Origin of the sequence: Algoriphagus confluentis (assembly GCF_036245625.1) — a bacterium.
GTDB classification, from domain to species: Bacteria; Bacteroidota; Bacteroidia; order Cytophagales; family Cyclobacteriaceae; genus Algoriphagus; species Algoriphagus confluentis.
In genome coordinates, this window is sequence record NZ_BTPD01000005.1 from 345,412 (window position 1) to 368,940 (window position 23,529).

At 42.7% G+C, this 23,529-nt stretch carries 19 protein-coding genes and 1 tRNA gene; 16 read left to right on the forward strand and 4 right to left on the reverse strand.

Annotated features, from left to right (window positions below):
* Nucleotides 1-2 precede the first annotated feature (2 nt).
* The 9 genes from AAA943_RS09795 to lpxB all read left to right on the forward strand — a co-directional run bounded on the left by AAA943_RS09795 (nucleotide 3) and on the right by lpxB (nucleotide 10,290).
* Entirely contained in the window at nucleotides 3-1,931 is a 1,929-nt protein-coding gene (locus tag AAA943_RS09795; RefSeq protein ID WP_338224052.1) for an OmpA family protein, read from the forward strand.
* Between the two features lie 474 nt (nucleotides 1,932-2,405).
* Nucleotides 2,406-3,527 (forward strand): SusC/RagA family TonB-linked outer membrane protein, encoded by a 1,122-nt coding sequence (locus tag AAA943_RS09800; RefSeq protein ID WP_338224053.1) that lies wholly within the window; start codon nucleotides 2,406-2,408, stop codon nucleotides 3,525-3,527.
* Nucleotides 3,528-3,553: 26 nt separating this feature from the next.
* A complete protein-coding gene (locus tag AAA943_RS09805; protein WP_338224054.1) occupies nucleotides 3,554-5,467 on the forward strand; it encodes a SusC/RagA family TonB-linked outer membrane protein in 1,914 nt (637 codons plus the stop codon).
* 21 nt (nucleotides 5,468-5,488) lie between these two features.
* The gene (locus tag AAA943_RS09810) at nucleotides 5,489-7,009 is read left to right on the forward strand and encodes a RagB/SusD family nutrient uptake outer membrane protein (protein ID WP_338224055.1); all 1,521 of its coding nucleotides are present in this window, start codon (nucleotides 5,489-5,491) and stop codon (nucleotides 7,007-7,009) included.
* Between the two features lie 11 nt (nucleotides 7,010-7,020).
* Nucleotides 7,021-7,503, forward strand: coding sequence for a DUF4843 domain-containing protein (locus tag AAA943_RS09815; RefSeq protein ID WP_338224056.1), 483 nt, complete (start codon nucleotides 7,021-7,023; stop codon nucleotides 7,501-7,503).
* A 53-nt stretch (nucleotides 7,504-7,556) separates the two neighbouring features.
* Entirely contained in the window at nucleotides 7,557-8,225 is a 669-nt protein-coding gene (locus AAA943_RS09820; protein WP_338224057.1) for a hypothetical protein, read from the forward strand.
* 68 nt (nucleotides 8,226-8,293) lie between these two features.
* Entirely contained in the window at nucleotides 8,294-8,710 is a 417-nt protein-coding gene (locus tag AAA943_RS09825; protein ID WP_338224075.1) for a 6-pyruvoyl trahydropterin synthase family protein, read from the forward strand.
* A gap of 44 nt (nucleotides 8,711-8,754) precedes the next feature.
* Complete coding sequence (locus AAA943_RS09830) at nucleotides 8,755-9,138, forward strand: four helix bundle protein (RefSeq protein ID WP_338224058.1); 384 nt, start codon at nucleotides 8,755-8,757, stop codon at nucleotides 9,136-9,138.
* A 45-nt stretch (nucleotides 9,139-9,183) separates the two neighbouring features.
* The gene (lpxB, locus tag AAA943_RS09835) at nucleotides 9,184-10,290 is read left to right on the forward strand and encodes a lipid-A-disaccharide synthase (protein ID WP_338224059.1); all 1,107 of its coding nucleotides are present in this window, start codon (nucleotides 9,184-9,186) and stop codon (nucleotides 10,288-10,290) included.
* 132 nt (nucleotides 10,291-10,422) lie between these two features.
* Here lpxB and clpX read toward each other — a convergent pair whose 3' ends face one another.
* The 4 genes from clpX to AAA943_RS09855 form a co-directional block, all read right to left on the reverse strand.
* Nucleotides 10,423-11,646, reverse strand: a complete 1,224-nt coding sequence (gene clpX, locus AAA943_RS09840) for an ATP-dependent Clp protease ATP-binding subunit ClpX (RefSeq protein ID WP_338224060.1) — start codon at nucleotides 11,644-11,646, stop codon at nucleotides 10,423-10,425.
* Nucleotides 11,646-12,320 (reverse strand): ClpP family protease, encoded by a 675-nt coding sequence (locus tag AAA943_RS09845; protein ID WP_338224061.1) that lies wholly within the window; start codon nucleotides 12,318-12,320, stop codon nucleotides 11,646-11,648. The genes clpX and AAA943_RS09845 overlap by 1 nt, the downstream gene beginning before the upstream one ends.
* 77 nt (nucleotides 12,321-12,397) lie before the next feature.
* Entirely contained in the window at nucleotides 12,398-13,726 is a 1,329-nt protein-coding gene (tig, locus tag AAA943_RS09850) for a trigger factor (protein ID WP_338224062.1), read from the reverse strand.
* A gap of 90 nt (nucleotides 13,727-13,816) precedes the next feature.
* Nucleotides 13,817-13,898, reverse strand: a tRNA-Leu gene (locus tag AAA943_RS09855).
* 166 nt (nucleotides 13,899-14,064) lie between these two features.
* Here AAA943_RS09855 and AAA943_RS09860 point away from each other — a divergent pair.
* The 7 genes from AAA943_RS09860 to AAA943_RS09890 all read left to right on the forward strand — a co-directional run bounded on the left by AAA943_RS09860 (nucleotide 14,065) and on the right by AAA943_RS09890 (nucleotide 23,093).
* Nucleotides 14,065-16,281: a RelA/SpoT family protein gene (locus tag AAA943_RS09860; RefSeq protein ID WP_338224063.1), complete on the forward strand. Its 2,217-nt coding sequence runs from the start codon at nucleotides 14,065-14,067 to the stop codon at nucleotides 16,279-16,281.
* A 53-nt stretch (nucleotides 16,282-16,334) separates the two neighbouring features.
* Nucleotides 16,335-16,802 carry a Fur family transcriptional regulator gene (locus AAA943_RS09865; RefSeq protein WP_338224064.1) on the forward strand — a complete coding sequence of 156 codons (468 nt, stop codon included), beginning with the start codon at nucleotides 16,335-16,337 and terminating at the stop codon, nucleotides 16,800-16,802.
* Nucleotides 16,802-17,143 (forward strand): STAS domain-containing protein, encoded by a 342-nt coding sequence (locus tag AAA943_RS09870; protein ID WP_338221957.1) that lies wholly within the window; start codon nucleotides 16,802-16,804, stop codon nucleotides 17,141-17,143. The genes AAA943_RS09865 and AAA943_RS09870 overlap by 1 nt, the downstream gene beginning before the upstream one ends.
* A 247-nt stretch (nucleotides 17,144-17,390) precedes the next feature.
* Nucleotides 17,391-18,278, forward strand: coding sequence for a hypothetical protein (locus AAA943_RS09875; protein WP_338224065.1), 888 nt, complete (start codon nucleotides 17,391-17,393; stop codon nucleotides 18,276-18,278).
* 85 nt (nucleotides 18,279-18,363) lie between these two features.
* Nucleotides 18,364-19,635, forward strand: coding sequence for an adenylosuccinate synthase (locus tag AAA943_RS09880; protein ID WP_338224066.1), 1,272 nt, complete (start codon nucleotides 18,364-18,366; stop codon nucleotides 19,633-19,635).
* A 99-nt stretch (nucleotides 19,636-19,734) separates the two neighbouring features.
* On the forward strand, nucleotides 19,735-22,074 hold the full coding sequence (locus tag AAA943_RS09885) for a PKD domain-containing protein (RefSeq protein ID WP_338224067.1): 2,340 nt from the start codon (nucleotides 19,735-19,737) through the stop codon (nucleotides 22,072-22,074).
* Nucleotides 22,071-23,093: a PorP/SprF family type IX secretion system membrane protein gene (locus AAA943_RS09890; RefSeq protein WP_338224068.1), complete on the forward strand. Its 1,023-nt coding sequence runs from the start codon at nucleotides 22,071-22,073 to the stop codon at nucleotides 23,091-23,093. Before AAA943_RS09885 ends, AAA943_RS09890 begins: the two co-directional genes overlap by 4 nt.
* The last annotated feature ends 436 nt before the right edge of the window (nucleotides 23,094-23,529 follow it).

Genomic DNA, 23,529 nt, shown 5'->3' on the forward strand with positions numbered 1-23,529 from the left:
TCATGCGTCCTATTTACCTTTTCCTTCTCGGATTTTTGCTGGCACTTCCATTGAGTGCACAGCAATTTTCGATCATTGATAATAGGGCAATTAAACTGTATCAAGAAGGAGAGGAGTTGACCCTGTCCAGAAAGTACGATCAAGCCTTGGCCAAATATCGGGCTGCAATCGCGAGAGAAGGGTCTTTTTTGGAAGCTTATGTTAAGGCTTCACAGCTTTTGATCACCCTAGGTGACCTAAGCGAAGCTGAAAAAGTAGCCCTGGCAGGAAAATCTAAGCTTCAAGGGAAAAATGCCACACCCAAACACGCGGCAGATTACGGATGGCTATTTTCCAATTTATATCTCAAGCAGGGGAAGTTTCAGGAAGCCTATCGGCAGTTTCAGGAGGTAGATCCGATTTTGGACGAGTCCTTCAGAAAGTCCATGTATTATTCTCAGATGAAATCCCAAATGGATTTTTTAGGATCTCAGTTAGGAGATATTGGAGAGATTACCAAAGAGGTGCTTCCCCATCCCCTGAATGAATTCCAGTTGCAATATTTTCCGGTCCTGACGGCCGATGGAAATCAAATTCTATTCACCAAAAGGGATGGGACTGGGAATTTTGACAAAGAGGATATCTACACCGCATTTATCAAAGAAGATGGAGGATGGACGCCTCCCCAGGGTATTTCCCAAACGATCAATTCTCCATACAATGAGGGAACTTGCTCTGTGACAGCAGACGGCAATATTTTGATTTATACCTCCTGTGATGCACCCGACTCCCAAGGGAGTTGTGATCTCTACATTGCCTACCGGGTCAACGGGGCTTGGCAAAGACCCAATAACATGGGGCCCAAGGTGAATTCCAGATCTTGGGATTCTCAACCTTCCCTTTCGGCTGACGGAAGATTGTTGTTTTTCTCCTCCAATCGCAAAGGAGGATACGGTGGGAATGACATTTGGTATTCGGTCAGGCAAAATGACGGGAGTTGGTCTGAAGCAAAAAATCTCGGAAGTACCTTAAATACTCCTAAGGATGAGATTTCACCGTTTATGTTTTTCAACAATGAAATCCTTTTCTTTTCCTCTGATGGACATCAAGGGTTTGGAGGAATGGATATTTTTCTTTCGAGGGTAAAGGATGGGCAGTTTCAAAGTCCGGAAAACCTGGGACTTCCAATAAACGATCAATTGGATCAAGTGGCACTGTTTATCACCGCTCAAAAGGACTTTGCCTACTATACAGAACTCAGCAAGGCTGAAAATGAAACCGAAAACGACCGCTCACTTTTATATCGGTTCAAATTTCCGGAGGAGATTTATTTGGGCGAAAACCTGACGGTAACCGAGGGCAAGGTATTTAATGCGAAGACAGGAGAACCTATGGATGCTACACTTTCTTTGGTTTCACTCACCAACGACAGTACCCTTTACCAGTTTAGATCCGATGGGAAAACGGGGGATTTTTTGATGCTGTATCCCGAAAAGGCGGTTTCAGGATTGTATGTGGAGAAAAAAGGCTTTTTGCCCAAAATATATAATGTAGAGCGGGATAAGCTTCAAAATGTCAAAGACCTTAAGGTAGAATTGACTCCGGTGGCGTCCGGTGAAGAGTTTGTATTTGAAAATGTGTTTTTTGACTTTGACCGATATGATCTGAAGCCGGAGTCCCTTTCTTCCCTGAAGAGATTGCATAAATTTCTGATGGAAAACCCCAATGTGAATGTATTGATCACCGGGCACACAGACAATGTCGGAAATGCAGGTTACAATAAGACCCTGAGTTTGGAGCGTGCAAAAAGTGTTCAGGGCTATTTAGTCAAAGAGGGACTTCATCCCGGAAGAATTCTAGTGGAAGGAAAAGGAGATACTCAGCCGATGGTTCCCAATACCACCTCCCAAAATCAGGCCCTCAACAGGAGGATCACGATCAAGGTTCTTTGACTTTTTTCAAAATTAAATTTTGCAAAAGTATATTTTGGTTATCTGCTTTTTAGATTTTAATTAAAAGAAAGAAATAACTTAGGGTTTTATATAATAAGAGCAGAATTTTATTCTACAAATGTTTATATAAGTGTGTATTTGAAGCTGTATAAGTCATTATAAAAAAATGAGTTTTTTTTTAAAATGGGCTTTTGGTTGCCTTTACCAGTTTATGTAAATGAAAAATTTAACCCTGATGTTTATGTTTTTTTTATCAAAATTAACTTTTGTTAACATTGAGATATCATTTAGAAAAAATGTCAGAAAATTAAAATACTCTTCAATTCCCAAATTTTATTCTGAAAAATATGGTCCAGTGGCCTTTTTAGATAATTTTTTCAATCAAACTTTTCCTTACCGTTCGTGGTATTGGCCTTTGTAATGTGAATTATTCCAAATATCATTGGAACTAAATTAAACCAAAATCTAACCAATATGAGGAAAGTTTTACTTCTAGGACTCATGCTGTTTTTGGTAAGTGCAGCTGCATTTGCCCAAAGCCGTGTGATCACCGGTACAGTAACCTCTACCGAAGACGGTATGGGTGTACCAGGTGCAACAGTTCTGGTAAAGGGAACGACTATTGGTACTGCCACTGACATCGATGGCAAGTATTCAATCAGCGTCCCTGCCGGAAGCAATGTATTAGTGTTCACATTTGTGGGCCTGACCACCCAAGAGGTGAATATCGGAAACAGAACTACCATCGACGTAGCTTTGGAATCCGATGTTACTGCTTTGGGTGAAGTCATCGTAACAGGTTACGGTACCCAGCCAAAGAGAGAGGTTACCGGGGCAGTTTCTTCGGTGAAAGGAGAAGCCATTCAAAACTTGCCATTGCAGTCATTTGACCGTGCCTTGCAAGGTCGTGCTGCCGGTGTGCAGGTAAGATCCTCAAGTGGTCTGCCAGGTGGTGCTGTTAACATCCGTATCCGTGGTGTGGGTTCGATCAATGCTGGTAACGAACCTTTATTCATTGTGGACGGTGTTCAGCTGAACAACCAGTCCAACGCTTCTTTTACCCAGTCTAACCCATTGGCTTTCTTGAATCCTAACGACATTGAGTCTATGGAAATCTTGAAAGATGCGGCATCTGCTGCGATCTACGGTTCTCAGGCTGCTAACGGGGTAGTGATCATCACCACCAAAAAAGGTAAGCAAGGCAAGGCAAGATTTGAATTCAATGCATTTGCCGGTGAAACCCAGCCTTTGAAATACCTCGACGTCTTGGGCGGTGCCGAGTGGTTCGAGATGAGAAGAGATGCTTACATCAATTCCGGAAACACCCTGCCAGAAGCCAATACGTTGAACAACATGGGCAGATTGCCTTCCAACTGGCAGCAGCTTTCAAGAGAAGAGCTAAACCAAATCGGTTTGGATCTTCCTACTTATGACTGGCAAAGAGAGGTAATGGGCCCCGGAAGACTTCAGAACTACGAACTATCTGTATCAGGTGGTGATGACAAGACGACATTCTTCCTATCCGGTTCATACAATTACCAGGAATCTTCTTTCAAACCTGTAGACTTTGAAAGAGGTACAGTCCTGTTGCTTTGACTCATCAGGCCAATAGCAAATTGAGCTTGGAGACCAACATCAACTTGTCTACTTTCCAACAAAATGTTCCATTTGCAGTGTCTGGTTCCTTCTTGGGTAGCCCTGCATTCTCCTCCTCTGCAATTCTTCCTCACAACGCAATCTATAATGAAGATGGCACCTTCAATACTGCCATTGGCGGTGTGTTGGGCCAAAACGTAGTATTGGTTAATGAGTACAACTCTGGTTTGCAAAGAACAAACACAGTGGTGGGTAACATGATCGGTACGTACAAGATTCTTCCCAATCTTTCCTTCCGTTCCTTGTTTGGTATTGATTACAGATTGCTTCAAGGTGACCGATACACTGATCCGAGAACTCCTGATGGAGCCGGTGTAAGAGGTAGAAGCTCACAGCAGCAAGACTGGAGAACCCGATTCATCACTACTCAGACCTTGAACTGGAACAAGACTTACAATGGAGTTCATAACCTTTCTGCATTGGTAGGATTTGAATTCCTTTCTGAAACCCGTGAGGGGATCAACGGGGCAGGAATTGGATTCCCAACTTTCCAATTTAGAACCATTCAGTCTGCCGCTACTCCTGAATCCTTGTCCGGATTTTGGACAGGATACAGAAGAGTTGGTTTCTTTGGATCTGTCAACTATGACTACAAGAAGAAATACTTGGCTACTGTGACGGCTCGTTACGATGGTTCTTCCAGATTCGGTGAGGATAACAGATATGGTCTGTTCCCTTCCATCCGGGTAGGTTGGAGCATGGTAGAAGAAGAGTTCCTGAAATCTTCTAGCGTGGTAAGTGAATTGAAGTTGCGTGCTTCTTATGGTTTGACCGGTAACGACCAAATCGGAAACTTTGCTGCTAGAGGCCTTTACACCGGTGCGGGTAACTATTCCGGAAATGCCGGAATTAGACCTTCTTCTTTGGCTAATTTGAACTTGGGTTGGGAAACCAACACTACCTTAAACTTCGGTGTGGATTATGGTTTCTTTGGAAACAGATTGACAGGTTCTGTTGACATATTTGACAGAAGAACCAAAGACCTCCTTTTGGATCAGCCTATCCTTTGGACTAACGGATTCTCCGATATTGCCAACAACGTAGGTGAATTGCAAAACAAGGGTATTGAAGTGGAAGTGTCAGGGGTAATCCTTGACAGAGGTGGATTCCGATGGAACTCTACTTTCAACTTCACTTACATCAAAAACCAAGTGATCAGCTTGTATGATGATTTGGAATTTCTTCCAGCAAACCCAGGTATTGCGGTAGGACAGCCAGTAGGAAACCCTGCCTTTGCCGGTGATCAGGCACCCGGTGCTTGGTTTACTCAAGAATATGCAGGCGTAAATCCATCCAATGGACGTCCGATGTGGTATGATATCAACAGAAACATCACTTACCTTCCTTTGGCAGCGGATAGAATCTACTATGGTTCCAACCTAGCCACACACTATGGAGGTTTCAATAACACCTTGTCTTACAAAGGTTTTGAATTGACTGCTTTCTTTACTTACGAATACGGAGCTATCGTAACAGACGGTCAGTATAACTTCTTGAGAGAAAACGGTACTCGTCTGACCTTGAATGCACTAAGAGAAGTGAATGATAGATCTTGGAGAGAGCCAGGTCAAATCACCGATATCCCAAGAAACTTGACTACTAATGCTGGAAATGAAACCAGAGGAGCTTCAAGAAACACAGGAACGGCATCCCTTTTGAAAGCTGACTTTATCCGATTGTCACAAGTGACTGTTGGCTATAATTTCAATCCTACCTTGATCAGCAAAATCGGTCTTTCCAGAGCCAGAGTTTATGTACAGGGATTGAACTTGTGGACCTACACAGATTATCCTGGATATGATCCTGAATTTACCGGTGCAGCGACAGGTCTGATTCCTTTGACCAAAAACTATACTGTAGGGGTTCAAATTGGATTCTAATCACCCAAAAAGATGAAAAAAATGAAATTTATAAATAAAGCAGTTCTCTCTATTGTGCTTGCAGGGTCTTGCCTGCTTGGTTCATGTGACAGTGCTCTTCAGGTAGATCCTAGACAGTCGATCGATGCTAACGGTGCGCTGAATACTCCTGATGCAGTAGATGCGGCACTCAACTCCGTGTACTCAAGACTTCGGTCCGCGGCAAATTATGGCAGGAATCTTTTTGCCCTGTCAGACGCTTTAGCTGACGTGGGACAGACTACCAGTAATTCTGGCCGTTTGATAGGTGAAAATAACAATCAGCCTAACGCTCACTTCAACGGTACTATCCAAAACACCAATATTTGGTTGAACAGCTACTTTGCCATCAATGAGGCAAATCTTATTCTCGATGCCTTGGGTACCGTGCAGGGAGCTTCTGCTGCACAATTGGCAAGATGGGAAGGAGAATCCAAGTTTCTGAGAGCACTCTACTACTTTGATTTGATAAAAATCTACTCTTACATCCCAACGGCTATTTATCAGCCAGGTGTGACGGATGAGGGAGGAATTCCTTTGGTCACCGAGGGTGTAATCACTTCTCAGGCCGCATTCAACAGACAAACTCCAAGAGCAACTATCAATGCTGTCTATGATCAGATTTATTCTGATTTGGAAGATGCTAAGCGTTTGCTTACTTCTAGAGGCGTTCAGTATGGTTCAAGTGCAGCTGCTTCGGCATTGTTGTCCCGAGTTGCACTTTACAGAGGAGATTGGGCAAAAGCTGTATCTGAGTCCACCCTGGCTTTGGATAGCAGTGTCGGTGTTGTTCTTGAAGGAGATGCTTACGTGAGCGGCTGGAGAGCACCAGTAAACCCTGAGTCGATGTTCGAAGTAAGATTTGCATTGGCTGAAGAGGCAATTGGTGTCAACGAATCGCTTCAGTCTTCTTTCACTGCTTTGCTCAACTTGTCTAACAAAAATGCGCAAGGTGGCTGGGGTGATTTCATCCCCAATGCTACAGTAAGAGATTTCTTTGGATTGTCTCAAATTCAAATCGGTGAGCCTGCTTCCGATAACAACAACTGGGATGTAACCAGAAATGACGACGTTAGGGCAGGACTCTACACGACCGGAAATAACGTAAGAGGTGCAGGTCGTCAGATTGAGTGTACCAAATTCATGTCCAAAAGCGGTTTTGCTTACGGGGACAATGTCCCTGTAATTAGAAAGTCAGAAATGCATCTCAACAGAGCTGAAGCTAACTATCAACTTGGAAATGCAGGTGCGGCTCTTGCTGAGCTTAATGCCTTCAAAGGACTGAGAGGTTTAGAAGAAGTGGATTTGGCAGGTGAAGCGCTGCTTGAAGAAATCCTTTTGGAAAGATTCAAGGAGTTTGCATTCGAAGGACAACGATTCTTTGACTTGAAGCGTTACGGAAGACCGATCGTTAAAACTACTCCTAGTGTGAGAGTTGAATTTGACGACTTCAGAATTTTACCTCCACTCCCTCAAAGAGAAGTGGATGGTAATACTAACCTAAACCAAAACAGAGGCTACTAAAATCAGAAATCATGAAAAAGATATTTTCTTTATTAACCTTAGCCTTAGTTCTTGTTTTCTCTTCTTGCATTGAACAAAACTACCCACTATGGGAAGGAGCTTTGGTTGAGTTTCAAGATGCGGTAGTCAGAACTCCTGCTGCCGGTCAAACTTATCCAAGAATCACCGTGGCTAATACCGTAGGATCTGTCAGCCTCCAAGTAAATTTGGTAGCTGCCCAAAGATCTGTGGACGAAACCATCACGTACACCGTGGTGGCAGAAGGTACCACCGCAGTATCCGGTACGGATTACACCACTTCCGGTACTTTGGTTATTCCTGCCAATTCCAGCTTTGGAACTTTGACTGTGACTATACCTGACACTGGTGCTATCGGAGGTTCAGTTGACCTTTTGCTTCAATTGGAAGGAAACTCAAGTATCCAACCAAGCGAAAACTACAAAAGAGTACAGCTGAGAATAACCAGACCCAACCCGCCTGCAGAAGGCGCTTGATTAACTTATAACCAAAAAGACCGGGATTTCCGGTCTTTTTTTTCCCAACTATTATGAAAACGATCAAATTAATTCCGCTTCTTTTTCTTTTAGGGATGAATTCGTTGGTCATGGCACAATTGACTGTACTCCGGGATACAGGTACCGGAAGTCCCATTATGACTAATCCCTATCAAGAGGTAAAAGGAAGTCAGTATATTGAAGATTTTCGGACTGGAAATCTTCTCCTTCCCAATGGACAAACAGTTGAAGGCCTATCTATTGCCCTCAATGGCTATGATAATACGCTGGAGTACAAAATGAGTGGCTCTTTGTTCGCATACAGTGCGGATAAGCTAGCAGGATTTGCCTATATCAATGATAAAGGAGAAATGGCAGAATACACCTCTGAATTTGTTCTCCCTACTTTATCTCAAAAAAGGTTCATACGGGTATTGGAAAAAGGCGAGTATTCTCTTTACAGTCATGACTACAAAATCATGACAAACGATGTAGGGGCTACTTATGGGGCCCAAGCCTCCAAAGTTTTTCAAACCTTGCAAGATATCTTTGTGGCAAAAGACGGAGAGATCTACCTGTTCAAAAACAAAAAAAAAGATCTTGAGAAGATCTTCGGAGAGGATTATGAAAAAGTGGCTGCATTGGAAAAATCCCTGAATCTCAATCTCAAAGAGACCAATGATATCCGGCTTTTGATCAGAGCGCTCAATCAAGGAACTTGATTCACCTTAGTCCCTCAGTTTTCCTTGAGGGACTTTTTTTTTAGCTTTGCAGACTTATTGGATATGTGATGATTTACGTTTGCCGCAAGGAGCACTTTAATGCTGCCCATAAACTTTGGAATCCCAACTGGTCTGACAAAAAAAACTTTGAAGTTTTTGGACCTTGTGCCAATGTCAATTGGCATGGGCATAATTTTGAATTAATCGTGACCGTTAAGGGGCTTCCTGATCCTGAAACAGGCTTTGTGGTGGATTTAAAGCAATTGAGTACCCTCATTCGGAGGTTGGTGATCGACAAGGTAGATCACAAAAACCTGAATATGGATGTAGACTTTATGCAGGGTAAAATGGCTTCCTGTGAGATTTTAGTCATGGAATTTTGGAAGATTTTGGAGCCTGCAGTAAAAGAAATTACTCCAAACGGTGGATTGTATAAGTTGACTCTGTATGAAACTCCGAGGAACTTTGTAGAGTACAAGGGATAGTATTTTTGTAAATTGTGAATAGTAAATAGTCCTATTCATTTTTTATGGCTTTTGTAAAAAATTATTTTGAACTGGAGGTCTATATTCTTTCTCGGGAACTCGCCAAAGAAGTTTATTCCATTTCAAGTAAATTCCCTTCCGAAGAAAAGTATTCTCTTACCGACCAAATAAGGCGAGCTTCTAGATCCATAGGTGCTCAAATAGCTGAATCATGGGCCAAAAGAAAATACATTAACCATTTCATATCAAAATTAACTGACAGCGATGCTGAACAATATGAAACAAGGCATTGGATAGAAGTGGCGTATGATTGTGACTTGATTTCACAAGAAGAATTGAAATCGGTTCTTGAAAAATGTGATCTCATTAATCGAAAACTCAATTCTATGATTTCCAAAGCAAATTTGTTTTGCTTCACTAATTCTTGATCCTCTAATTAACCGATTACTACTTACAACTTACCATTTACCCATTTGAAATCAATCTTTATCATTTCTGGAGAGCGTTCGGGAGATTTACACGCCTCCAATCTCGTTTTGGCACTAAAAGCGAAGGATCCATCCTTGTCTTTTAGAGGGATGGGCGGGTCCTATTCCAAAGATGCGGGTGTAGACTTGGCTGTGGATTATTCTGAAGTGGCATTGATGGGGTTTTTGGAAGTGATTTTAGGCTTTCGGAAGGTGATCAAATACCTCAATTTGATAAAAAGAGACCTTCTCCAATTTAAGCCCGATGCTCTGATTTTGGTAGATTATGGCGGGTTTAACATGAAAATTGCTGCCTTTGCAAAAGAAAACGGGATTCCTGTTCATTATTACATTCCTCCCAAAGTCTGGGCTTGGAATCAAAAGCGGGCTATAAAACTCAAGCAAATCACTAACCAAATCTATAGTATTTTACCGTTTGAGCCTGAGTTTTTTACCAAGTATGGAATGGAAGTCCACTATGTGGGAAACCCTCTTTTGGATGAAATTAGGAAGTTTGAAGCCCATCCTTTTTTCTTTCAAAAAAACGATCTCAGCTATCAGCCCATCGTTGCCTTGCTTCCGGGAAGCAGAAAGCAGGAAATCAATGCCATGCTGGATAAGATGATTACCTTGGTGAAGGAATTCCCCAATGCCCAGTTTGTGATTGCGGGAGTGGATAGCTTGCCTGAAGAAGTCTATCAACCTGCCAGAAAAGCTGGAATCAAATTGGTGTTCAATCAAACCTATGATTTGCTATTTCATGCCACAGCAGCAGTGGTCACATCTGGAACCGCCACACTTGAAACGGCCCTTTTCCGTGTACCTCAACTTGTGGTCTATCGTACCTCTTCGGCTTCCTATCAGATTGCCAAGCGTTTGATCAGGGTGCCATTTATTTCCTTGCCCAACCTGATTGCTGGAAGAGAAGTGGTAAAGGAGTTGATTCAGGATGATTTTTCCATTGAGAACCTTCGAAATGAACTCCAGAAGATTTTTTCCAATGTGGTTTACAAAGGGGAAATGCTTCAGGGGTATGATCTGATCCGGGAAAAAATAGGAGAGAGGAGTGCATCTGAGACTGCCGCTAAGTTGATTTTAAATTTCAAGAAGTAAAAATCATTCATTGAGCTCATGACTAGGGGAAATTCTGAAAGAATCTTCCCATGGAGCTCTTGGAGATATGGGGCTCGGCTCTTTCATAGCCCAGAAAAGCAAAACCCCGACGCTTGCCGGGGTTCTTTATTTTTAAGCAACTTGTAGTCGCTTGAATTTTGACTTATCAAACTGTGATTTTGCGTAATCCGCATCAATGACAAGCTCCTTCACGGTGTCGTCCGATGGCAACTCATACATGGCATCGGTAATGATCGCTTCACAAATTGAGCGAAGTCCTCTTGCACCCAAATTGTATTCTACAGCCTTGTCTACAATGAAGTCGAGTCCGTCTTCCTTGAATTTAAGATTCACTCCTTCCATTGCCATCAATTTACTGTACTGCTTGACCAGCGCATTTTTAGGCTCGGTGAGGATACGCTTCAGCGCTTCTTTGTGAAGTGGATCCAAATGGGTGAGTACAGGAAGTCTTCCGATTAATTCGGGAATCAATCCAAAAGCTTTCAAATCTTGGGCTGTCACATACTGAAGGAGGTTTTCTCTGTCCGCAACCACATTTCCTGAACTTTTGCTGAAGCCCATAGGCTGGGTATTCAAGCGCTTTCCTATATGCCTTGCGATTCCATCAAATGCTCCCCCACAAATAAACAGGATGTTTTCTGTGTTGACAGCGATCATTTTCTGATCCGGATGCTTTCGGCCTCCTTGAGGGGGCACATTCACTACTGTTCCTTCCAGAAGCTTGAGCATGGCTTGCTGCACGCCTTCACCGCTTACATCCCGGGTGATGGAAGGATTGTCTGACTTACGGGCGATCTTATCAATCTCATCGATGTACACAATCCCACGCTCGGCAGCTTCCACATTGTAGTCTGCCGCTTGCAGGAGACGGGTAAGGATGCTTTCCACGTCTTCTCCTACGTATCCGGCTTCGGTGAGCACAGTAGCATCCGCAATACAAAAGGGAACTTCAAGAATTTTAGCCAGGGTTTTGGCCAAATAAGTTTTGCCAGTCCCGGTGTCTCCCACCATGATGATATTAGATTTTTCAATCTTGATTTCATCAGGATCTTCCTTCTGCTGAAGTCTTTTGTAGTGGTTGTAAACGGCTACAGTCAGCACTTTTTTGGCATCTTCCTGACCAATCACGTATTGATCCAGGTAGGATGTCAGTTCCTTTGGCTTTTTGAGCTTAAACTTAGGTTTAGCCCCTGATTTTTTGGTTTTTTCTTCTTCTCCCAAAATCAAATGTGCCTGGTCGATGCAGAAATTACAGATATGGGCAGAAATGCCCGATACCATCAGGTCCACATCTTTTTTATTTCTACCGCAAAAAGAGCAGGTAACTTGAGCCATTATCTAGTTTTTTTTACAAGAACTTCATCAATCAATCCGTATTCCTTTGCTTCAGGTGCTCTGAGCCAATAATCACGGTCTGAGTCTCTTTCTATTTCCTCAAAGGTTTTTCCGGTGTGGTTGGCCAAAATCTGGTACAACTCCTGTCTCATGGCCAAAATCAATTTCAAAGAAATCTCCATGTCTTTGGATTGACCTTGCATGCCTCCTGATGGCTGATGAATCATTACCCGGGAATGCTGCAGCGCAGAACGTTTGTCTTTAGCTCCTCCTGCCAACAAGACCGCTCCCATGGAGGCGGCGATTCCTGTACAGATGGTGGCTACATCCGGACCGATGTACTGCATGGTGTCGTAAATTCCCAATCCAGCAGTCACAGAACCTCCCGGGCTATTGATATAGAGCAGGACGTCCTTTTTGGAGTCTACAGATTCGAGGAAAAGCAGCTGGGCCACGATGATATTGGCAATATGATCGTCTACTCCTGTGCCCAAGAAGATGATCCGATCCATGATCAATCGGGAGAAAACATCAATTTCACGGAAATTCTGCGGTCTCTCTTCGATTACTGACCGAGTCATGTTTTCGATGTGGGTGGTATATTGATCAAATGCCGTCCCGCTTACGCCCTGATTGTGAATGGCGTATTTTCTGAATTCTTCTTTACTAATCATTTTTGAGTTTGTTGTGGTAAGCAAAAATAAAAAAGTCCTTATAAAAAGGACTTTTCAATATAACTCTCTTAATCGAATTACTTCTCCAAAAGTTCCTTGAATTCGTCAATAGAAATTGACTTTTCCTTCATGTCTATCTGCTCCTGAACAAAGGCAAGGACCTTGTCATTCTGTACCGAAGTAAGCATGTTCATGTAGTTTTGTCCTTCGTTTCCTTTGAGGTAATTGTCTACAAACATATCCATGCTTGCTTCCAGCTGAGACCCTAAGCCCGAAGATGCAAACTGCTCGCGAATCATCTCCTTGGTCTTTTCAATGACATCTTCATGCTCCGCCTGGATTCCATTTTCTTTGGCGATCTGATTGGAAATCAAAGACCAAGTCAACTGTTGAGCATAAATAGGATATTCTTTTTCTACATCAGCTTCAGTTACTTTTCCTTCATTGGCTTTGAGGAGCCACTCTTTTAGAAAAGCGTCAGGAAGCTCGATTTTGGCTTTCTCCACCAACACTTTCTTTAATTCCTCCTCAGTAAATACTTTGGATTCTTTGTCATAGCTTCCTTGAAGCGTTTCTCTGACTTTGTTGAGGAATTCTTCTTCAGACGTCACTTGATCCGGTCCGAAAATTTTGTCGAAAAATTCCTGGTTGAGCTCTGCAGCCTGAGTTCTGTTGATGTTTTTGACAGTGAAGGTAAAGCCACCTTTGGCTTGCTCGATTTCTTCTTCGTTCAACCCAAACGCTTCAGACCATTCCTCTTTTTTTACCTCTTTGGCATCAATAGCTACCTCTGCATCCTTGCCGATTCCAATGAATTTTCCGGCTAGTTTTTTGGAGAGTTTTGAAGTAGGAAGTGAAACGGATTTGGAAATAGCTCCTTCTTCGGCTGTGAGATCCCCGTAGATGGAATCCCCTGCCTCGGAAGTTTCCGGATTGGTACTTTCTCCGTATTGGGACTTGAGGTTCTCTAGGGTTTCATTGACCAGCTTGTCATCCACTTTAATGTCGTACTTGGTTGCGCTGGTATTTTTGTCCAAGGGTAGGTTAATCCCTTCTACGAAACCGATTTTATATTCAAAATCAAATTCTTTTTGCGTTTTCCAGTCAATGGATTCATCCGCTTTCTCCACGGGAAGAGGTTCGCCAAGGATTCGGAAAGATTGCTCTTTCAAATAATTGTTGAGTGATTCTCCCAAAATGTTGTTGATCTCATCCACCAACAGTGATACACCATACATGTTTTTCACCATGGAAATAGGTGCTTTCCCAGGTCTAAAGCCACGGATGGAAGCTTTTTTGGCATAATCCTTTAGTTTGGCATCAACCTTTGGTTGATAATCTGCTTCGTTCAGTGTAATTTTAATTGAAGCTTGATTTGCTGAATGCTTGTCTAATGTAATTTCCAAGATGTGTAGAATTAAACAGATGATGAACTAAAAACCCCCAACCGCTTTCCTGTCCGATCAAAACAGTGGAGTGATTGAGGGCTTGTGCTGTGCGGATGGAGGGACTCGAACCCCCATGCCTCGCGGCGCTAGATCCTAAGTCTAGTGCGTCTACCAATTTCGCCACATCCGCATTGGATTCAATCAGACCGAGATTATTTGATCAAATGACCTCGTTTTCCAATTGTGGATGCAAATGTAAGCACATATTCTGATTTTTGGCAAGGGATCAAAAAAATATTTGTAAAAAAGTAGATCAATTCAACCTCACCCCATAATTTCATATCAAATCCTTACCCATGATCCAGACGGATACCGAAGTAGAACGCAAAGAAATACTGAAGAGATACCGGAAAATTCTCCGTCAGGCTAAGCCCATTCTCAAACCCGGGGATACCAAACTCATCAAGAAAGCTTTCAATATCAGCCTGGAAGCCCATAAAGATATGCGCAGAAAATCCGGTGAGCCCTACATCTATCACCCTTTAGAAGTAGCTTTGGTCTGTGTGGAAGAGATCGGATTAGGGACTACTTCCATTATTTCGGCCCTTCTTCACGATGTGGTAGAGGATACCGATATGGAGCTGGAGGATATCGAGCGGGAGTTTGGACATAAGGTCATGACCATTATTGACGGACTGACCAAAATTTCCGGTGTATTTGAATATGGGAGTTCTCAGCAGGCTGAAAACTTCCGAAAGATGCTCCTGACACTTTCCGATGATGTCCGGGTCATATTGATCAAACTGGCCGACCGGCTCAATAACATGCGGACGCTGTCCAGCATGCCCAGGCACAAACAGCTCAAGATCGCTTCTGAGACGATGTACCTCTATGCTCCCTTGGCGCATAGATTAGGCTTGTATGCCATCAAATCCGAACTGGAAGACCTCTATCTCAAGTATACCGACTCCTCGACCTATAAGGACATCGTCAAAAAGATCAATGAATCCAGATCCTACCGCAACAAATTTATCAGGCAATTTATTCAGCCTATTGAGGAGGAGTTGACCAAACTGGGTTTTCATTTTACCATAAAGGGAAGACCGAAATCGGTTTATTCCATTTTCAATAAAATGAAAAAGCAGGGAATTCCTTTCGAGGAAGTCTATGATCTTTTTGCAATAAGAATTATCCTTGACAGTGATCTGGAAAATGAAAAGGCGGATTGCTGGCAAGTATATTCAATTGTCACAGATTTTTATCGACCCAATCCTGATCGCTTGAGAGATTGGATCAGTACTCCGCGCTCTAACGGCTATGAATCGCTGCACACCACCGTCATGAGTAATACCGGGCAGTGGGTAGAGGTGCAGATCCGTACTACCCGGATGGATGAAATTGCTGAGCGAGGCTATGCAGCTCATTGGAAATACAAAGAGAAGGACTCCTCTGGGAAAACCGGATCTGGTCTGGATGATTGGATCAACCAAGTCAGAAGTATGCTGGAGTCCAACGATGGCAATGCCATCGAGTTTATGGAGGACTTTCGGGGCAACCTGTTTCACGACGAGGTTTTTGTGTTTACTCCCAAGGGAGATCTAAAAGTACTTCCCCATGGAGCTACTGCTTTGGATTTTGCCTTTGAGATTCATACCGAAGTGGGAGCCAAATGCATAGGGGCCAAGGTCAACCAAAAGCTGGTCTCGATCAATCATAAGCTCAAAAATGGGGATCAGGTGGAGATTCTGACCTCAAACAAGCAAAAGCCCACCGAAGACTGGCTCAACAATGTGGTCACCTCCCGAGCCAAAGCCAAAATCAAAGACGCCCTTCGCGAAGAAAAAAGGTCTTCCATTCTGGATGGAAAAGAGATCGTACAGCGTAAGCTGAAAGCCATGAAAATGGAGTTCAATTCTGAAATCGTCGAACAGCTTCGGGCTTTTTACGAATTGAAGACGGCTAATGAATTTTACTACCGGGTAGGGAAGGGGATAATTGATCCTACGACCATCAAATCCTTCAAGGATTTCAAAGAGGCCCAGGCATCCAAAGCCAAGGTGACAGGAAAAGTCAAGGACGAGTCCACGTTTACCAAGGAAATTAAAAGCCTAAAAGGTCCCGATCACGATCAGCTCCTGATAGGAGAAGATATGGACGTGGTCGATTACATTTTAGCCAAATGTTGTAACCCGATTCCCGGTGATGATGTGTTTGGATTTGTCACAGTCAATGAAGGCATTAAAATTCACCGGACTTCCTGTCCCAACGCGCTGGAACTCCTCTCCAATCATGGCAACCGGGTGATCAAAGCCCGATGGACCAGCCAAAAGGAAATTGCCTTTCTCGCCGGATTACGTATTCTCGGTACGGACAGGGTGGGATTGATCAACGATGTCACCAAAGTCATTTCCAACGAACTGAAAGTGAACATGCGTTCGATCACCGTGGACTCAGACGCCGGGATTTTTGAAGGGACGATCAAGCTGTATGTCCACAGTACCGAGCATTTGGATCATCTGATCAAAAATCTTCAGGAAGTGGACGGGGTCATTAAGGTGACGCGCTTTGACTAGCGGTTGAATCTTTTCTGAGAGATAGGAGTTATATTTGGAAAAAATAGGACAAAATGCCTGCGACAACTTCCCATTTTGAAGAGGTAAAAAAAATATTTACAGCTTACCTAGAGAATCAAAAACTCCGAAAGACCCCTGAACGTTACGCAATTTTGGAGGAAATCTATACCCGTTCGGGGCACTTTGATGTAGAAGGACTCTACATCAGTATGAAAAATAAAAACTATCGAGTAAGCCGAGCTACAGTATACAATACACTGGATCTGTTGGTGGAATGTGACTTGGTGACCAAACATCAGTTTGGTAAAAACATCGCCCAGTTTGAGAAATCCTACGGATACAAGCAGCACGACCACCTCATCTGTGTGGATTGCAATCAGGTGCTCGAATTTTGCGATCCGCGCATCCAAAATATCCAAAATACCGTAGGAGAGATTCTGAACTTCCAAGTAATGCATCATTCCCTGATACTTTACGGAAGCTGTACCAAACCCAACTGCCAAAACAAAACCGGTAATTGATGAAACTGACCTATCAAACTGAAAAAGACGAGAAAGCCAACTATTTGAGCATTCAGGGGGATCTCATTGGAGACGAGGTAGGTCCCAAACTGGTCGAGGTAGTTTCTGATGCTATCGAAGATGGAGCCAAAACCTTCGTGATCGATCTGAGTGAGGTGCGGTACATCAGCTCCAGTGGGATTGGACTCTTGATCACTATGCTCACCAAGATGAGAAATGCAGGTGGGGAAGTGTATTTGACCTCGCCCTCTGAGCATGTAAAAAAGCTGTTGATAATCACCAAACTAAATAATATTTTCACCGTCTATGATTCGGTGGAAGATTTTAAGGCTAAGCATTAATTCCCTTTTGGGAGCAATCCTTTTTTGGTCCTGTTCGGATAAAAAAACTGATTCCGGACGGGATATTTTTTTGGAGTTTTCGGAGAGGAAAGAGATTTTCTTGGGATTCAGTGGACTTAGCAGCGACTATTTGCAAAGTTTAAGTTGGAGGAATAGGTCAAGCGGGCTGATTTATAATTATGTAAACCATAGTTTTGATTCACTTTTTTTTGAAAATGACTCGCTTATCATCAAATCTGGAGTCCAAATGAAATTTGATGGTCCTGGCTCTGTTCCGCGATTTTATTCTTTTTTCTCTATGTCTGATTCTATATTAATTTTTTCGGGTAAGGAATTGATAATCAAGAGTAGTCTTTCCAGCCAAACACAAAAATTTCACTTAAGGGAATTTTCGATTTTTGATCCAGAAAACCCTTTTCAAAACATTGCTTATTCACCTTTTTTTCCTATTGAATGTAACTACTATGATGCTAATTCAAACAGAGCTTACTTTTTTATCCAAGACTCAAGAAATAAAATCTTTGATTTGGTTTGGTACGATGTTTCCGAAAATGAATTTCAAAAAGTGCCTTTAGAACTTGAAAATGAGGAAATCAATCAAATGATTTTGGAGGTGGACCTTGGAAAAACCAAAATGGCTCCCAATTTAAGTCCTGAACTTTTTGTTCATCTGGATAAAGTGATTATTACATATCCGTTCAAAAGTGAATTTCTTGTTTATGATATAAGGAAAAATGACATTCAAAGATTTTTCCCAAAGACTTTTGGTTTTCCTGCAAGAATAGAAGCTCCTCTTGAAATTAAAAATGAGGTAAGCTTCAACGAGGCGTTGGAGCTTATCAAAAATGAAAATATGAAAGGTAGATTTGGGTCTTTTAGTTTTCTGGAAGAGGAAGAAATTTTCTTTCGCATGATTAAAGGGCGCTCCCAAGGTGAAGTCAAAAATTTTGATTTATACCTTGAGGTTTTTAATCAAGAATTCGAAAAAATCGGAGAGCAAAATTTATCTGATTTAAATCCGGATTTGGATAGACGATATTTTTTAGTCAATGATAAAATTGCCTTTGTTGCCAAGGATCAACCGGACGAAGACGTGATGTACTTCTACTACCTCAATATCCGCCGTTCCAAATAATTGTCCTTTTTCCCTTGGTTTTCTTTGCCCTTATCGCAAATTTCGCCTTTTAAAAAATCAATCAACAGGCTAAAAAGCACATCAAATGAAGATGGATGTATTGCTGGGTCTCCAGTGGGGAGATGAAGGAAAAGGTAAAATTGTGGACGTTCTTGCTCCTCAGTATGAGGTGGTTGCCCGTTTCCAAGGAGGCCCCAACGCGGGTCATACTTTGGAATTTGACGGTATCAAGCACGTTCTGCATCAGATTCCTTCAGGGATTTTTCGCTCCCAAATCCTTAACATCATCGGCAACGGGGTGGTTTTGGACCCCATTATTCTCAAAAAAGAGATCGAAGGCCTGGGTAAATTCTCCATTGATTACAAAAAGAATCTGGTCGTCTCCAAAAAGGCTACGATCATCATTCCTACCCATAAACTTCTGGATGCTGCCTACGAGCAATCCAAAGGGGATAAGAAAATCGGCTCTACCCTAAAAGGAATCGGACCAACCTATCAGGACAAAATCGGAAGATCCGCGCTTAGAATAGGGGATATCCTCAGTCCCGATTTCAGGGAAAAATACGACACCTTGCTTGCTAAGCATAAGACCACACTTTCTTTCTATGATTTTTCTTTGGATGCACTTCCGGAAATGGAAAAACAGTTTTTTGATGCAGTCGAATTCATCAAGACCCTCAACCTGATCGATAGCGAATATGTAGTCAATGAAGCTTTGGCAGCCAAGAAGAAGATTCTTGCTGAAGGTGCTCAGGGCTCCTTGTTGGATATTGACTTTGGTAGCTATCCATATGTCACCAGCTCCAATACCATGACTGCTGGTGCCTGTACCGGACTGGGCGTGGCTCCATCACGAATCGGAGAAGTTTTCGGAATTTTCAAAGCGTACTGTACTCGAGTAGGTAGCGGTCCTTTTCCAACCGAACTTTTCGACGAGACGGGAGAAGCCATGAGAAAGGAAGGGAATGAGTTTGGCAGTACCACAGGAAGACCGAGAAGATGCGGATGGTTGGATTTGCCCGCATTGAAGTATTCCATCATGATCAATGGGGTGACTCAACTCTTCATGATGAAGGCTGATGTCCTGAATATTTTCGAAGAAATCCTGGTCTGCACCCATTATGAATTGCCAAATGGCGAAAAAATTGATCGGCTAAGCTTCGAAATTGCGGAAATCGACGCAAAACCTGTGTACAGAAAAATGAAAGGTTGGAATTGTTCCTTGAAGGAGGTTAGCTCTTATGATCAGTTTCCCGAAGAATTGAAAGGCTATGTCACCTTTTTGGAAGAGGAGCTCCAGGTTCCGATTAAGTTGGTGTCGGTAGGACCAGATCGAACTCAGACTATTTTGCGGTAAAATTTGACCGATTTCAATGAAAGCTCTTGGATAATCTCCAGGAGCTTTTGTTTTGTAGGGAATAAGTAAGTTATTTCAGGATAATTAGTTTTAAATAAGGTGAAGCGGAGAAATCTTGTTGGGGTACTGTTTTATTTGGTTGTGGGAATCTTCCCCTTGTATGGACAAATTGGTTTTCCATATTGCGAAACTTTTCAGACACCCAATACTTTAAGTGAGACCATTTTTGGAGGTGATGCCCGGCTGACTGAAGGTGTACTTCGGCTGACTTCCAATCAGCTCAACCAAAGAGGATATGTGTATGTGAATGTTCCGTTTCCTTCTTCCTATGGGCTCAAAGTGGAATTTGAATATTTCAGCTATGGGGGTGTTGGACAATTTTTGGCCGATGGATTGACAGTTTTCCTGTTTGATGGGGATTCTCCTAATTTTAGTCCCGGCGGATTCGGAGGTTCTTTAGGCTATGCCCAAAGAGACGGGGAACCTGGACTATCCAATGCTTATATAGGAATCGGATTTGATGAATTCGGGAATTTTGGTGTGGCCAATCAAGGAAAGGTGGGAGGTTTTCCCTCTATTGCTCCCGATTCGAGAGCTCCTGATGCTATTGTATTGAGGGGTCCGGGGAATGGCACAATTGGGTATCCTTTTGTAGTGGGGAGAAGGACCATGGAGACAGGAAACGATGGATTCAATCCCGGAGCACAGTTCCCCATCAGTTCAGGCGGTGCCGGAACCAATAGGGTCACTGACCCCAATCAGATTGGCTATAGAAAAGTCTTTTTGGAACTCCAGCCTAATGACGATGGGCCTGGTTATTTTTTGACCTTGAGGATGATGGTTACTACCCAGTTGAATCAACCAAGGATGGTGACCATATTTGACAGGCCTTACTATTTTCCGGCGCCAAAAAATTTGAAAATTGGCTTTACCGGCTCTACGGGTGGCTTTTCCAATTTTCATGAAATTAGGAATCTTATCGTGGAGGTGTCCAATGATGAGGCCTTGAGAACTCCAGAAGGGATAGATATTGAGGATTTTACCTCTTGTGCCGGCCGTGAAAATCAATTTTTCATCAAAGATGCTGATGTATCACTTCCTAATGAAAACAGTACGATCCGTTGTTTGCAGTTTTTCAAGACTAAAGAAGACATCACCAAAAATGAGGGAGATGTCTGTACTCAGGCAAGATGTCTGGAGCAAAACAGATTTTTGGTGCTTCCGGAAGGTGTATTCAGGGCTAGTGACAATGCCGGGGGATTTACCTTTACCCCTAATGAAGAGTTTGTTGGGAAAAAGGTCCAGGTATTTTACACCGTAACGGACAATTACGGAAAGACCTCCGACGGGAATTCCATCACCTTGGATATTTTCGAATCACCTGAGCCGATTGAGATTTTTGCCGACGGAGGGGTAGAGGTATCCAATACGGTAGAATTGTGTCCCGGAGGAAGTGTACTCCTTCAGGGAAAGGGGGGAGAGGAATATGTTAGTTTTCAATGGTTTAAGGATGGGGAGGAATTGGCAGGTCAGGTAGCTGATACCTTTCTTGCCTCAGAGGAAGGTGAATTTGAAGTATTGGGATTTAATCAAAAAGGCTGTCCGGCTTTCTCTCAAAAGCTCGTGGTTTCATTTCCAGAATTGCCCGAATTATCGTTTTCAGACCCTTTGGTTGGGTGTGAGCCCGGGCAATCATTGGATGTGACATCATACATTCCCGGTTTTGATACAGAGAATTTTGATTACTTACTTTCCTCAGAGATGCGGAGCTATTTAAATGAGGAGATGAGTCAGGTGAATTTATCAGGACTTTATGACCTTCAAGTCAAACCCAAGGATTTGGATTGTTATTCTGAACCCATCCCTGTAGAGGTTTTTATTCAAGAACAGGAATTGAGTGTAGATTTTGATTTTGTGGTCGAAGGAACGGATATCAAAGATGAGGCCACAGGAGGGGTATTTCCTGATGATCCCCTTGCATTTACAGACTTATCAGACCCGAGAGCTGTAGAATGGAGTTGGGACTTTGGAGATGGGAATACCTCTTCCGAAAAGAATCCCATTCACGTTTTCGGAAAAAAAGGGGTTTTTGAAGTCATTTTAACCATATCGGATAGATGGGGCTGTGAAGAGCAAATGACCAAAACGGTGGAAATCACCCGTAGCTATAGGGTAATGATTCCCTCTGGATTTACACCAAATGAGGGCCAAAACCAGACCTTTTTACCCAAATGGAAGGGACTTGCCGCTATCGAACTTTTGATTTTCAATACTTGGGGAGAATTGATATTCAGTACTTCAGACCTGAATACCGAAGGCTGGGATGGCAAGCTGGAAGGAAGGCTTTTGGATGCTGGGGTTTATGTTTTTAAGTTTTCAGGTGTGGCAACGGATGGTGAAAAGGTAAGCGAAAGCGGAAAGTTCAGGTTGATCAGATGAAAAAGCCACTATTTATTTTGATTGCTTCACTTTTTCTGATTGGGTCTGCTGCTGGACAGGATATCCAATATAGTCAGTATTATGCTAATCCGATTTATCTCAATCCCGGCAGTGTAGGCAGCACAGGCATGAGTAGGGTTGGGATGAACTTTCGCAACCAATGGCCTGCTTTGGATCAGACCTTTTTGGCTTACACAGCCTACTATGATCAATACATCGATCAAATCAATTCAGGGATAGGATTGATTGTGCAAGGCTCGAACGAGTCCTTTACTCAAACTCAGCTTTTTGAAATTGGGCTAGTGTATTCCTATCGGCTTCAGCTTTCTGAAAAGGATTTTATTCAAGCTGGAATTCAGGGCAGTTTCGTTTCCAGAGATGCTTTGTTTGATCGGGTGATTTTGGGTACCCAGTTGGATATTGACCGAGGAGTGATCTTGGGTCAGCCCGGGGAAGCCTTTGAGGGGGACAGTCAAATCAGATCTTTGGACGCCCATGCCGGACTGATGTATTATGGGGAAAAAGCTTGGTTTGGTATAGCTGCTGCTCATTTGCTTCAGCCAGAAATCAGTTATTTAGTTGACAATTCCAATCAGCTTCCTATCAAATACAGCCTTCACGGTGGATACAGATTTAATCTGGCACCAGGCGATATCAATGATTATTTCAACAATTGGGATCAAGAGCGATCTGTGGCCATTGGTTTTAATTATAAGCAGCAAGGGCAATTCTCCCAATTGGATCTCGGCGCGGAGTTTTTCTTTGAACCTTTGGTATTGGGTATTTGGTATCGGGGTCTACCGACCAAATATGAGCTTCCCAATAACGAGTCTATTGTCAGTCTGGTGGGAATAAGTTTCGAGTCTGGATTGGAGATAGGCTACAGCTATGATTTTCCTATATCAAAGTTGGGACTTAATGCTACTGGAGGAGCCCATGAGGTTTCTTTGCGCTATGTTTTTTCTTTCAAGGACCCAAGGAAAAGGTACTTTGCGCCGTTACCTTCATTTAGATATTGATAATTGCCATGATTTCGGAATTTAATTTTGTTTGAATCGTATTTATTTACTATCAAAGCAGAATTAGGTGAGTAATTTCAAAGAATAGGAAAGAAAATTTTACACTTCATTTTCAGGTCATTATATTTTTTTCAAAGATTTTTCTGATTAGGCCCTTGCTGTGGAATAAAAAAGGGAGATATTTGCACTCCCAAACGACGCAAACGGTGTCAGGGCAAGATGGAAAGGAAGGGGATTAGGAGAGGTGAAGTTGAAAATCGGGAATAAAGGGGGAGAAAAAAAATTAAAATTTCTTCTTGCCGGATAAAAAAGATCCCGTACCTTTGCAGTCCTGTTCGGAAGGAACGGGTCAGAAAGAGAGAAAATCAAAAGGGAAGCAGCCGGTGAAACGGCGGTCTCAACCAGTTCTTGCAAAGGCAAGAAACAAGTTCATTGA